This window comes from Draconibacterium sp. IB214405, from assembly GCF_033963885.1.
Classification (GTDB): Bacteria; Bacteroidota; Bacteroidia; order Bacteroidales; family Prolixibacteraceae; genus Draconibacterium.
In genome coordinates, this window is sequence record NZ_JAXBMA010000001.1 from 295,604 (window position 1) to 310,311 (window position 14,708).

Annotated in this window: 7 protein-coding genes; all 7 read right to left on the reverse strand. The window is 39.1% G+C overall.

Annotation, left to right across the window (positions count from 1 at the left end; all coding sequences use genetic code 11):
* Window positions 1-46 precede the first annotated feature (46 nt).
* The 7 genes from SLH46_RS00965 to SLH46_RS00995 all read right to left on the reverse strand — a co-directional run bounded on the left by SLH46_RS00965 (window position 47) and on the right by SLH46_RS00995 (window position 14,692).
* Window positions 47-2,416 carry an ABC transporter permease gene (locus tag SLH46_RS00965; protein WP_320279263.1) on the reverse strand — a complete coding sequence of 790 codons (2,370 nt, stop codon included), beginning with the start codon at window positions 2,414-2,416 and terminating at the stop codon, window positions 47-49.
* A gap of 62 nt (window positions 2,417-2,478) precedes the next feature.
* Window positions 2,479-4,821: an ABC transporter permease gene (locus SLH46_RS00970; protein WP_320279264.1), complete on the reverse strand. Its 2,343-nt coding sequence runs from the start codon at window positions 4,819-4,821 to the stop codon at window positions 2,479-2,481.
* A gap of 413 nt (window positions 4,822-5,234) precedes the next feature.
* Window positions 5,235-6,272 carry a metallophosphoesterase family protein gene (locus SLH46_RS00975; protein ID WP_320279265.1) on the reverse strand — a complete coding sequence of 346 codons (1,038 nt, stop codon included), beginning with the start codon at window positions 6,270-6,272 and terminating at the stop codon, window positions 5,235-5,237.
* 155 nt (window positions 6,273-6,427) lie between these two features.
* Window positions 6,428-8,761, reverse strand: coding sequence for an ABC transporter permease (locus tag SLH46_RS00980; protein WP_320279266.1), 2,334 nt, complete (start codon window positions 8,759-8,761; stop codon window positions 6,428-6,430).
* A 220-nt stretch (window positions 8,762-8,981) separates the two neighbouring features.
* A complete protein-coding gene (locus tag SLH46_RS00985; RefSeq protein WP_320279267.1) occupies window positions 8,982-9,392 on the reverse strand; it encodes an endonuclease domain-containing protein in 411 nt (136 codons plus the stop codon).
* Window positions 9,393-9,736: 344 nt separating this feature from the next.
* On the reverse strand, window positions 9,737-12,079 hold the full coding sequence (locus tag SLH46_RS00990) for an ABC transporter permease (protein ID WP_320279268.1): 2,343 nt from the start codon (window positions 12,077-12,079) through the stop codon (window positions 9,737-9,739).
* 258 nt (window positions 12,080-12,337) lie between these two features.
* The gene (locus SLH46_RS00995) at window positions 12,338-14,692 is read right to left on the reverse strand and encodes an FtsX-like permease family protein (RefSeq protein ID WP_320279269.1); all 2,355 of its coding nucleotides are present in this window, start codon (window positions 14,690-14,692) and stop codon (window positions 12,338-12,340) included.
* Between the last annotated feature and the right edge of the window lie 16 nt (window positions 14,693-14,708).

Genomic DNA, 14,708 nt, shown 5'->3' on the forward strand with positions numbered 1-14,708 from the left:
CGAAGTGCCTCTATCCCGATACGCTTCGTTATCGAGGATCTTCGCCTTACTCATACCGTAAGGCTTCCACAGGATTAATTCGTGAAGCGCGATAAGAATGAAACAACACGGTTGACAAAGCCACTATTGCCGCAAAAACAAATGTGATTACAAACACCCACCAGGAAATATCGGTTTTAAAAGCAAAATTGTTTAACCACTTATTCATTAAAAAGATTGTAGGCGGAACCGAAAGCAGCGTTGCAATAACTACCATTATAAAATTCTTCCTCAGAAACGACAGGACAATTCCTTGTCCGGAACTACCACAAACCTTTTTAATTCCAATTTCTTTGGTTTGCGATTTCATAATGAAAAGTGTTAAACCAAACAGCCCAAACGAAGCAATTAACAGCGCAAAAAATGCTGACACTGAAACAATCACACTCAGGTTCTTCTCTTCGGAATAAACCTCCTTTAAAAATTCGTCCATGGTTTTGAAATTCATGGGCACGTCAGTAACGATCTTTTGCCATTCGGATTTAATTAAAGGCAGCACACTTTTAAGTGTTCCGGCTTTGTAGTGAATGGCAACCTGCATTACAAAGTCATCTGATGCAAGCATTAATAATGGCGGAATTTCACTGTGGAATGAGTGTAAATTAAAGTTCTTGACAACTCCGATAACCGTCCCATCAACTACATCAATTTTCTTCCCAACCGGATCGGTCAATTCAAGGGCTTTAACCGCATTTTCGTTGATTACATACGAGTTTTCATCATCTCCAAGTTCCTGAGAAAAACCTCTTCCGTCTATTATTTGAATTCCCATGGCCTCCAAAAAATTGTAATCAACTGCCAGAAGTTCGATAGGTATTTTTTTCGATTTATCGCCAGGCATTTCTATGGGATAAGGCCAAAAAGTGGTCATGGGTAAAGCATCCATTGCGCCTCCGGCTGCCAGCACATCAGGATAAGCCTTAATGTTATTTATAAACGTTTTTGAGCTCTGAGAATTTGATCCCATATCAACAAACAAAACATCCTCGTTGTAATAACCCGGATCTTTCTCCAGCGCATACTTGTATTGAGAATAGATAATAAGCGTACTCGAAACAAAAATGCAGAAGATCACCAGCTGAACTACAATCAGAGCAGAACGTACACGCGTCTTTCGTTTTCCTGCCCGTACTGAATTGTTTAAAATGCTGATCACATTCAATTTTGACAAATACGACGAGGTATACAGTCCAGACACCACTCCTATTAACAGGGTAAGCACCACATAAATACATATATAAATGGCAATATTTGATCGAAGGATCAATAGTTTGGTTTGAAACAGTTCTTCGGCGTAAGGTTTCCCCATCCAGGCTAAAAACAGTGCAACAGGTAAAACCAGAATCGACAGGATCATTGATTCGTTCAGCAATTGCCTGCGAATTAATTTTGCTCCGGCACCATTGGTTTTCCGAATCCCAATTTCTTTTGACCTGCCGGTTGAAACCGCTGTTGAAAGTATGATATAGTTAAGTGCTGCAATTAGGATTATGAGCAAAGCAATAGCCGAAAAAATCTTAATATTTTTCAGGTTGCCTTGTGGCAATCCACTATTAATTTCCTGCGACCCAAAATAAACATCAGATAAACATTGGAGGGAGAAATCGTATATGTCCTCAGCACCAAAAACCTCTTTCTCCAAAGACCGAAACTGCTCATCGAGAGAATCTCCGCCAATGCTTTTATCCAGCATTAACCAGGTTTGCCAATACATCGAACGCCAATCTGTTTCTACATCCCGCTCTTTAACCCTCGAATTCATCCGCTCCAGCGTCCACTTTACATGAATAAAACAGTCGGCCTGAAAAGTTGAGTTTACAGGAATGTCATCAAAAACTCCCTTTACTCCGAGAACTTCGTCTTTCTTATTAATCGTGGCAACTAAATTTTCTCCAACAGGATCTTTATCCGGAAAAAGTTTTTGTGCCAGTTCCTTTGAAAGGACAATGGAATTGGGTTCGTCGAGAATATTCGCCTGCTGTCCATGAACTTCAATATCGAACACATCAAATATGTCTGAATCCGTCCCAACTACTCGATCAACAGGAATGTAATCCTCATTCACTTTTACACTCACTCCTGACATAAGAAAGGTTGGCGCCACGTATTTTACCTGCGGGAAATCGTCTTTTAAATGCTTTGTAAGAACATAGGGCGCACCTTCATCCATCACTTTTACATCGGAATTATAATTCAGCACACGATAAATCTGCTTCCGGCTTTTAAAGCAGGTGTTGTAACTCAACTCGTTGATCACAAATAACAAAATAACAAACGAAGCTGCCAGTGCGAGCGAAAGCCCCATAATGTTGATTCCGGCAAAAAGTTTGTTTCGTTTTAAAAAGCGAAGAGCTGTGGTCAAGTAGTTTCTTATCATGGTTTTTTTATTTTTTGCGCTATATTTTAATCACTTGAACTCGTTTTTATACTTGCTTTTATTTATTCATAACGCAGCGCCTCAACAGGATTTCGTGTTGCGGCACGCCAACTTTGCCAACTAACCGTTAACAACGCAATTCCCAAAGCCATCACTCCCGCTAAAGCAAAAATCCACCAGCTTAAAGTTGTTTTGTAGGCAAAGTTTTCGAGCCACTTATTCATGGCGTAATACGCAACCGGTGTGGCAATGATAAAAGCCACCAGAATCCATTTTACAAAATCTTTATTCAACATCGAAAGGATTTCAAACACCTTTGCGCCGTTTACTTTTCGGATGCCGATTTCCTTAATCCTTACCAGCGATGCGAAATAGGATAAACCTAATAGGCCCAGAACAGAAATCAGCACCGACAAGAAGGTTAAAATCCGGATGATGTTACTAAACCGGATTTCCGCATTGTAGGCCGACCGGATTTTTTCGTCCATAAATTCGTATTCGAAAACGGTGTTGGGCAAGTAGTTTGAAGCGGTTTCGCGTAATAAATTTACTGCCTCCGCCGGATTTCCGTTAAAACGAATAACAGAAAAAGCAATCTGATCGGGATTTAAAAAAGCCACAAATGGCGTAATCTCCGACTGCATCGATTGATAATGGAAATCGTCCATAATTCCGCAAATCCTGTATTCGCTTCCGCCCAGTTCAATCTTGTCGGTAAACGGATTTTCTATTTTTCGTTCATCGATAAAAGTTTGGTTAACCACACAATATCCGGCTGCCGATTCAGGAAATCCCGAACCTTCTTTAAACTTAAGTTCCAGGGTTTCAAAAATATCGCGATCAACATTCACATAATCGATCACTTTAATTTCTTTATTTCCCAGACTGTCGGTGTTTACAAATCCGAAAATCGATCTCCGGCTTGAAAGCGGCGTAGCACTGGTACCTGCCACTTTTAACATGGAAGTATGACGCAACAGTTCGTCTTTAAACGCCTGATGAGACTTTACATCTTCCGGGGCAACTTTTATGCTGATTAATGATTCCTGATTAAACCCGAGCTCGCTTTTCTGCATAAAACCCAATTGTTTCTGAACGATTACAGAACACGATATCAAGGCAATAAAAGCCACCAACTGAAAGGTCAGCAAGGAATTAAAAACCACCTTCCCGGTTTTCCCTTTGCTGAATTTATTCTTTAAAATATCGAGTGGTTTTTGACTTCCGTTGATAACCTGGTTAATGAAAGCGGCCAAAAAGATGATGCTAAAAAGGACTCCCAATCCCGATAAGATTACAACTGTCAGGTCGAGATTCGAAGAAAATGATCCTTCGAAAAAGTTCCTGAAATATGGTTTTGAAAGCGAAAACAATCCGACTGTGAGTACAAAAGATAAAACCGTGTAAATCACAATGGAAATAACGTTTTTTGTCAGAAAATCGGCCGGCCGCGCACCCGAAATTTTTTCGATGCCAAGAGAACGCACCTGTTGCGTGCTTTCAACGGTGGAGAGCAACACGTAATTCACAATAGAAATAAGCAAAATCAACACCCCCAGAGCTGAAAATATTCGTACCCTTTTTTGCACATTTTTGCTCCTGTGAATTTCAGTGAGCCCAGTTGCAACCAGCGTTGGTGCATTTTCAAGTTTTGCCTGCTCAACGTAATCTTCCGTAAGTTTTGTTATAAAATCATCTGGATTCACACCCTGTGCCAGCTCAATAAAACTTCGGCACTTAAAATCCCAGTCAGCCTCGTAATCCGCGTTCCCCGACTCTTTCATAAATTGCGGCAAACTTGCTATCCAGTGAAAATTAACGTTCGAATTATCAGCCGGATTTTTTACTACACCCGTAATATTAAACTCATAAAGATGATCTTCCAGACTTATTTTTACGGTTTTCCCAACGGCATTAAGACCACCAAAATGTTTGTTTGCCACGTCCTCCGAAATAATAAGCGGATTGGAAAAAGTAAAGCTGTTCTGTGCATTCCCGGCAATAAAATCGTAGGCAAAAAAGTTAAAGAAGTCTTCGTTTACAAAGGCCATATTTGTTTTATCCGATTTTATAATCCGGGTTGGCTCCTTAATAAATATCGAGTTTTCGCGGCTTTCGAAAGAAACATTCTGAACAACCTCCGCGTAACGTTCATGCAAGGTTTTGGTTAACGGAAAGGGCAAACTAAATGCAAAATAGTTATCGCCAAACTGATCGCGGGCATCCAGCATATATTTGTTGTTTGCATTCTCCTGAAAATGGTCGAAACTGGTTTCGTGCAACACGTAATAACCCGTAACCATAAAGACCCATAAACCAATTACAAATCCTAATATTTTTAATACCGAGATAAACCTATTTCGGGTTAAGTTCCGCCATCCGAGTTTGAAAAAGTATTGTAACATTTTTAGTTTTTAATTTTGGCAACTCCTTCACATTATGAATATCTGAACATACTTCTCTCAAGGTTTTTCCTCGAAATCCACAACGAGGTCTTTGACGCTGCTGCGTACATTTCGAAGTATCCAATAGTCACCGCTAAAACCGGAAAGAAACTAACCAGCATTCCGGTCCGGACATCTTGCTGACATTGCCCATTAAAATTATAAAGAAATGGTTTACCAAAACAATGCCTTAATCACAAACACCTCACATAGTGACAATTAAGATCAACAACCAAAAAACAGGTGTAAATATTTTAGACAAAAGGTGTCAGATTTTTTGTCAATGGTTTGGGGATTGCTCAACATTAACCGTAAATATAGTTCTGAAATCAATAAAGACGGAGTGTTATAAGAATGACTTCTTCGAATTGTATTTATTTTCCGGCAAATGAGTCGGGATAAGTAACAAAATACTTTTTCTCACGGCTATTTACGGGAGTCCAGATACCTTTATCGTTGTCGCACTCGTATTTTTCGCGCACCCAGGTATCGAATTTTCGCTGCCCTTCGTAAAGTTCAATTACGCGGTAACCTTTGGGAATTCCGCCATAGGTTTCTCTCCCGGTTGCCTGCCCGTAAACCATACAAATTCCGCGTAATTCGCCAATATAATTGTTTACATGGTCGTGCCCAACAAACATTGCCATTACGTCTTCCGACTCAACAAAAGCATTGTACATACCCGAGTTAATATCGGGCGAACAAACCTTTTCATTCTTTACGCCAATCGTTGTTTCCATTCCCCAAACCTGGTTATACTCGGGCAGCGGAATATGAAAAAACGCCAGTGCAGGATAAGGATTTCCGTTGTTTTCAGCAGTAAGTTTCCGACTTTGTTCTCGGTACCAGTTCACCTGATCCCATTTTATCCAGTCGTAACTTCCCAATCCTGCTTCTTTTTTTAATCCCGAATGAGAATCGATACAATACAGAACGGCCTCCGTTTTTTCCGACGAATGCGATCTTACCTTTAAAACATAGTTCCCGTTTCCTGAAATTTCTTCCGGTCCGTCTTCCGTTATACAGTATGGGAGATCGCAAATTGTTTCCATTATTTCTTTTCCGGTGAGTTCTTCTTCAATATCATGGTTTCCCAGAGTAACGGCCCACGGCACTTCTGCTTCAGTAAAGATTGTTGCCAATTTCAGCCAGGCTTTTTTGGTGTGTTTTGAACAAACCACATCGCCGGTTAATACAACCAGATCAGGTTTTTCGTCATTCACCGCCGCTTTCATTAATAACAAAACACTATCCGAACGAAAGGAATTATATTTAAAATGGATATCGGTAAACTGAAGGATTTTGAACTTGCCCTCAGCGTTAAATTTCAATTCGGGATTTGTACTATTCTGAGCCTGAGTAAAACCATAAACACAAAACAGAATGGTGAGAAACAAAGCTATTTTCTTCATTTAGTTGGTAAATTTTATCTCGAAATATAGTGATAAATACGACTTTGTTTCACCTCGGAAAAATCTTTAATCGATTTTTAATTGTATTGGATATTTGTTAATCACGCCAGGCCTCAATCCCGATACGCTTCGCTATCGAGGATCTCCGCTCTCCTCTATTCATATCGGAGAGCTTCGACAGGATTCCGAGTAGCTGCCCGCCAGCTTTGCCAACTAACAGTTAGTAAAGCAATTCCCAAAGCCACTACTCCGGCAAGGGCAAATATCCACCAGCTCAGTGTGGTTTTGTAGGCAAAGTTTTCGAGCCATTTATTCATGGCGTAGTAAGCAATTGGCGAGGCAATAACCAAAGCCACAACTACCCAGATCACAAAATCTTTATTCAGCAAAACCAGAATTTCAGAAACAGTTGCTCCATTCACTTTTCGTACACCAATTTCTTTTGTCCGGTTCAGACTGATAAGGAAAATCTGCCCCAGAATTCCCATGCAAGTCAGTACAATTGCAATTATTGAAAAGAAAGTAATGGATTTGGCCAATTTATCTTCTTTTACATACATGGCTTGAAACTGGTCGTCGTAGAATGTAAATTCCATGGGATCATCCGGTAATAGTCGCCCCCAAACTTTCCGAAGTTCACTTATTTGTTGCCCAACGTTTCCGGGAATCAGTCGCAGTGAAAGGGTATTATACTCACGGTCGGATTCGTAAATCAAAGCCACCGGACTTAATGCAGAATGTAACGATTCCACGTTAAAGTTATTCACTTCACCGATTACGTTGTAGCCTCCTTCCCTGCCGTTATTATATTTTTTGCCATCGAGATTTTCCCAGCCATAGCGTTTTACCGCAGCTTCATTCATTAAACAGGCCTTACCTTTATCGCCCGACAAAAAATTTCGTCCATCAAGTAGCTGAACGCCCATTGTTTCCAGGAAATTTTCAGTTACGTAAATACATTCCACCATAAATTCATCGTCTTGTACCCCACTTCCCATGCTCATATTAATGTGCCCGGGATAACCGTTACTTAATGCACTGCTTGCTACAAAAGAAAGATCGCTGAATTCATTTCGCAATGCTGTCTGGTTTTCGCTCAGCCACGGAAGTTCAATCCTCAACAGGTGTTCTTCGTTAAAACCTAAATCATAATGTTTTACGTATTGTAACTGTTTAAATATCAGCATAACAACAGCAATCAGGGCAATGGAAACTGTTAACTGAAAGGTGAGCATAAGCTGTTTCCCAAATTGTTTACCGTTCCTTCTCCGTCCTCCTTGCAGAAAATCGGTAATATTAAACTGCGATAAAATATAGATTGGCGCTAAACTGTTCAGAAAAATAATACCAGCTATCGTCCCCAGAAAAACAGGCAGCAAATGTTGAAGATTAACATCGGAAATATGAATTTCTCGTCCAAAAAACGTCCCAGTTGCCGGTAAAAGCAGCGACACCAACACTACTGAAATAGTTAGCGCAATAAAAATTCCTAAGGTAACTTCAATCAGCGAATCGATGAGCAAATGAGGTTTCCCTGCACCATTGGTTTTGTTGATGCCAATTTCTTTCATTTTTGCGTACTGCATTGAAACCGTGTAATTGAGGTAATTAATGCTGGAAAGAAGAATAATCAGAATAGAAATTGCCATAAAAATGAACAGCATTTTTGAATTGCCTTTGGTATGCTCATCGGTCCAACCCAATTTTGTTGGAGAAAGATAAATTTCGGATAAATTTTGCAGCGCCAGACTGTCGGTAGTGGTATTAAATTGCCCGATGGAAGCATTCATTTTTTGGGAGAAATCATCAGGTTTAATATCGTCTTTTAACAAGAGAAAGTGCTCGGTAGGAAATATACAAACACCGTTATTGCATGCTTGTGCCATCTGATACTCTTCATTCTCGCTATTCAGAAGAACCTCGGCTTTAAAGCTCGAATTAGCCGGCAGATCCTGCATAACCGCGGTGACCGTTGCCGTAAAGAATTCTTCTTTAATTGTTCTTCCCAGCGGGTTCTCATTCCCAAAAAGCTTCTTGGCCACCGACTCAGAAATTACTGCCGAATTCAATTGACTAAAAGGCTTTTCTTCCAATTTGGATATAACGGGTATTGAAAATACTTCGAAAAAATAATTATTGGTGGAAACTATGTACTCAACTCGTGTGTAACTTCGTGTTTCAGGGTCTTTAAGTGTAATTGGAAAATAAGAAAATCCAAGTGGACAAGCTTTTTCAACATCCGGGTAATGTTCTGCAATTACAGCGTTGATTTTGTAATCGAGTCCCGACTCATTGTTTTTAGCATCATAGAGGCGATAAATATTTTCATGCCGGGCAAAGTGTTTGTCCACATTGTGTTCGGCGCTGTAAAACAAGGCTATTAAAATACAGGCCGTAAAACCAATGGCAAACCCACCTATAATAAGCGATGAATACAGCTTATTCTTCAACAAATTCCTAAATGCCAGTTTTATTTTAAATCGTAACATAGTTTTCGTTTTTTAATTCACACCAAGTTTCTTCACCCCTAAATCCCCTGAAGGGGACTTGTTTGTATCTAAGCACGTAATCTTCTTTTTCTATTTTGTTTCAGTTTGAACTCAAATATTCTCCTATTTAATCTGACCAAAAGCCCTTTAGGGGTTTGGGGTGAAAACAAACTGCTTTTACCGTGGCTTTTCCACTTCTTTTCGGCTACCCCTAAATCCCCTAAAGGGGACTTTTTGCTATCTCCGATTGGCGAGAGAGACATTTCTGCTTGATAACTTCAATAACTCGTGTTATATCTTTTTCAATCTCTTCATTCGTAAATCGAACCACTTCAATATCCCAATAATTTAATTCACCGGTTCTTCCAATATCGTATTCCTTTTGATCTCTTGATTTATGAATGCCTCCGTCTACTTCAATTACGAGCTTAATTGGATGACAATAAAAATCGGCGATAAAAATGTCAATAGGATGCTGTTGCCGGAAACGTAATCCCAAAACCTTCTTCCCTTTTAGTTGCTCCCACAACAAAAGTTCAGCCACGGTCATATTATTTCGTAAAAGTTTAGCCTTTTCGAAAATATGCGCCTTTGCCCCGTAAAACATTGAAACATTATCGCTTATTGTCATTTATATAATTTTATTCTTTCTGTTGTTTTCCAACCCTAGATCCCCTGAAGGGGACTTGTTCGTATCTCAGCACGTAATCTTCTTTTTCTATTTTGTTTCAGTTTTAACTCAAATATTCTCTTATACTCTGACCAAAAGCCCCTTTAGGGGTTTGGGGTGAAAAAGAAACCGCTTTTTCCGTGGCATTCCAACTCCTTCGGCTACCCCTAAATCCCCTAAAGGGGACTTGTTCTTATCTTCGATTAGTTGACCTTCTATTTCGTACTTAACTTTCATTCTCTTCACAAATCTTGTTCATTGCTCGCTCCCAGAAGCCCCTTCAGGGGTTTGGGGTGATAAAGAGCTTACTCATACCTGAGCGCCTCAACAGGATTTCGTGTAGCCGCTCGCCAGCTTTGCCAGCTAACGGTTAACAGCGCAATTCCCAATGCCATCAGCCCGGACAGTGCAAAAATCCACCAGCTCAGGTTTGTTCGGTAAGCAAAATTTTCGAGCCATTTATTCATGGCGAACCAGGCAATTGGTGTGGCAATTACAAAAGCAATGGCAACCCATTTCACAAAGTCTTTATTCAGCATGGAAAGGATTTCCGAAACTTTGGCTCCGTTTACTTTTCGCACACCTATTTCTTTGGTACGTCGTTCCATTACAAATAGCGATAAGCCTATTAATCCCAAAATAGCGATTGATATTGCCAACACCATAAAACAGGTGAATATTGTTTTCGTATATTTTTCCGATTGATATAATCGTTCAAACCGTTCGTCGATAAACTGATAGGAAAACGGAGAACCTGCCAAATCGTATTGCTGCCACGTTGTTTTTATAAACTCTATTGTGTTTGACAAATTCGATGGTGTTACGCGTATTGAAATACGATTGTAGCTCGAAGCATCTTTGTACAGAATGATCGGAAATACGGCGTTGTGCAACGATTCGTAATTGAAGTTTTCCAGCACGCCAACTATTCTGCCTTTTTCATCTCCGTACTCAACAAACTGCCCGATTGCTGCTTCGGGCGATTCCCAGCCAATTTTCTCCACAGCCGAACGATTGACCAAATATTCCTTTTCTTCTTTTGTTTGAGGGCTAATATTATTCCCCGCAATCAGTTTCATTTCGTAGGTTGAAACAAAATGTTCGTCGCCCCGAATATTGGCTACCCGAAAACCAAGCGGTTCCATTTTTCCATTGTTGGAAGCTTTCATTTGGTTACTGTCGGCCAAACGTTGCGATGGAATTCTTTTTGAACCGGAAACATCGATAATATTCGGATTTTTAGTTAGCTGTTCGCGAAGTACATATAGCTTTTCAATATGATTGGGCGAGGCACTCACTGTAATCACATTCTCCTGATTGAGGCCAAGATTTTTTGTATTTAAATAGTTCAACTGTTTATTCACCGTCAGGAATGACATTATCAGGGCAATTGAAACAAAAAACTGGAAAATAACCATCCCGTTACGAAACGACATTTTGCCGGGTGTGGAATTATATTTTTTACTGGTAAGCAAAATTTTGGCCGGATACACGCCTGATATCAATCCGATAAAAATTGAGAGCGTAAAAAATACAGCTATTAGCGACAGGTTTTCACCCACCGAAAATGCCAGGTTACTGTTAAAAAGATTGGCCAAATAAGGAATGGCCACACTTACAATTAGGAGCGCAACAATCAACGAAAAAATGCAGAACAAAACAGATTCGAGCATTAGCAACGACAAGATGCGTTTAGCAGTTGCCCCTATAACCTTTTTAATCTGAATTTCTTTAATTCGTTTGGTGTAAATAGCCGTATTCAGGTTGATGTAGTTGATGCTTCCCAAAAGCAGGATTAAAACTGCAATCGACAATAACACATAAATACTCGAGCGACTTCCATACCAGTTAAAATGGATATCGGCTAATTTCTCCATCCTTATTTTGGTCCAACTGGTTCCGTTTTCAAACTGTTTGTTAATGAATTCATCGAGGCGCGAATCCAATTGCTGAGGTACGTTCCTCATCAACACAAACGTTTCGTAATTATTGCTACCCCAATCCTGTAATTCGCTCTCGCCAACTGCACTTGCATAGGTAGAAAACGAAATAACGATTTCAGGTCGGAAATGGTTGTTTTGCCCCCAGTCGTTAAAAACTCCGGTAACTTTTAAATTATAGCTGTTGGCATTTTCATCGAAAAACTCCATTGTTTTACCAACGGCATATTCGTTGTTAAAATACTTACTGGCAATAGTTGCCGAAATCACTGCAGTTAACGGTTCGTTTAGCAAATCGTTATCAGCAGAAATCCCCTCGAAAGAGAAAATATTCAGAATATCGGGCTCAGCAAAACAAACATCGGGTTCGGCTACCTTTTGATCGTTTAAACGAAATAACATTCCGGAATGAGCTACACGTGCGATATTTTCAATCTCCGAAAATTCGTCCTTCAATAACGGTGCTACGGGAGGAGCCACATAAGGCAAATGAAGGTTTTCGGTTCCGTTATTATCGTAGAAGTAGCGATGGACACGGTAAATCTGGTCGGCATTTTTGTGAAACCGGTCGTAACTCAGTTCATTTTTTATCCACAGGCCAATAAAAACAACACAAACAAAACCGATAACCAACCCGGTAAAATTAATGGAGGTGTACAAAGGATTTCGTTTTATAAAACGAATAATAATGGTGCGCAATTTTTTCATCTTTCAAATTCTTTTATCTGGGTGTTCTAATTCATTATTTTCTAACCGTTAATCTCATCTAAAAGGTTCATTGTAGGCTTTGTTACTCATATCGAAGTGCTTCAGCTCTCCAGTTACATTTACCCCTAAATCCCCTAAAGGGGACTTTTTGGTATCTCCGATTGGCGTAATCTCCTTTTTCTATTTTGTTTCATTTTAAATTCAAATATTCACTTTTTACTCTGGCCCAAAGCCCCTTCAGGGGTCTGGGGTAAAACGCTATTCATATCTCAATGCTTCGACAGGATTCCGCGTAGCCGCCCGCCAGCTTTGCCAGCTAACAGTCAACAATGCAATTCCCAAAGCCAGCACTCCGGCCAGTGCAAAAATCCACCAGCTTAATGTGGTTTTGTACGCAAAGTTTTCGAGCCATTTATTCATGGCGTAGTACGCAATAGGTGTTGCAATCACAAAAGCGATTACCACCCATTTTATAAAGTCTTTATTCAGCATTGATAATATTTCGGATACATTGGCACCGTTTACTTTTCTGATGCCGATTTCTTTGGTTTTAGATTCAACGATGAACAAATTCATAGCAAATAATCCAAGGCTTAGGATAATGAAAGCAATGACGAATGAAATCTTAAACAACTTTATTAGCGTTATTTCTTTGGCAAAAACCTGGCTCGCATCCTCTTTAGTATAAAGATATTCGGTATAGTCTCCCATCCCAATACTCTCGCAATAGGCTTTATAGTCGGTATAAAAATCCGGGAAAGAACCTTTAGCAAGGTTCAGCACCAAATAGGTTTGGCGAAAAGGAATATTCCCAATTATCATGGGTTTTATGGGTTCAAAAAATGCCGATTGATAAACGTTTTTAATCACACCTACAATTTCTCCAATCATTTGGTTGTTAGTAATTATCGTCCCAACAGGATTCTCCAACCCCGCTTCTTGCACAAATTGTTCATTCACCAAAATCTCCGTAATTGTTTTACTTCTTTGCTCACTATTTCCCGAAACAAATTCAGTATTGATATTCCTTCCTTCAACAAGTGTTAATTCAAACGTATTAATATAATTACGATCACCCAGCTTAATTATTGATTGTATTTCCGATTGCTCATCACCAACTTTAACGGTAGAAGCATTTGATTTTTCATTGTAAATACTCCAACCAAATGAAGCAGACTTTACATAGCTTTTATTCGAAAACAAATTCATTAGCAAATACTCCCCATTTTCTGCTCCATATGGCATTATACTTACCGTATTCTCCATATCGAAACCCAAGTCTGTATTTTTCATAAACGACACTTGTCTTGAAATCACAAACAACGAGCTAATTATCAAAAGAAAAGCTGTTAACTGAACAACGGTGAGAACCTTTCTATAGCTAAAATCAAATGTTTTTATTTTGTTCCGGGCTACCTTTTTAAAGAATAAATACTGAAGGATTCCTGATGATACTGCAAGAATTAAAAGAAATACTACAAATGATAGCAAGCGAATAAAAGGCAGATCGAAGGAATTGATACCCAAATACCTCTGTACCGAAGGATTAATAATAAGAAATAATACAATAGACAATATTGCACAAATACTAATACTGGCAATATTTTCCCGAACAATTTCCCGCATAATATTTTTCGGTGAAGCCCCAAAACATTTCATGGTCTGAAAGTTCCCTAAACGTTTTATGAGCAAGCCGGAATGGATGGCGAAAAAATTAAAGACAGACATTAGCAATATCAACAACCCAACAACTATCAATATTTTCAGAAGCGTTAGGTTTCCTTTTACAGTAAAATCTTCTACATTTTTTGAGTACAAATAAATCCTATCAAAACGTTGAAGCTTAAAACCATCTTCTTTTATCCAATTGCCAAGTCCGTCAGCGTCAAGTGCAGGTTTCAGAATTGAAACAATACTATTTTCCACACTTTTTACATTATTCTTTTCAGGAATTAAGACATAGGTTTCATTAATATATTGCCAATCTGCGTATTCCTTCTTTTGATCTTCTACTGCCATATTAATTACGATATTTCCTGTAATCGTAGAATTTTCTGGCAGGTCTTTAAATACTCCAACAACCTCCAATTTATCTTTTGCTTGCATTGGTTGTCTTGAATAAGCTATTATTTTTCCTTCCGGATTTTCTGATCCAAAATATTTATTGGCCAGACTTTCTGAGATAAAAGCACTCTCCGGAGTATTTTCAAACTTCGCTACAGAGCCGGATATCACCTGAACATCAAAAATGCTAAAAAATGAAGGATCGGTTAAGATTCCATCTTCTGCAAAAATTTCACTATTTACGTCGAACTCGTACCTACTTCCATGATAACGAATAGCTTCAGCCACATAAGGACTTTTTTCTTTTAATAATTTGCTAAGCGGATCAAATGTGTCTGACCTGTATGAGGCACTTCCCTTTGAATATTCCAAAACCCTGTAAATATCTTTACATTTTGGTACAGATTTATTGTATGAATATTCGTGTGAAACAAAATTAAAGATGAAAAGTGCTGCAGTTAACGCAAGTCCGAGTCCAACAGTTATTATGTTGTAATATTGTAAATTACTTCTAAATTTCCTTAAATAAAGTCTGAAAAAACGTATCATAATTGTGTCTTTGGAT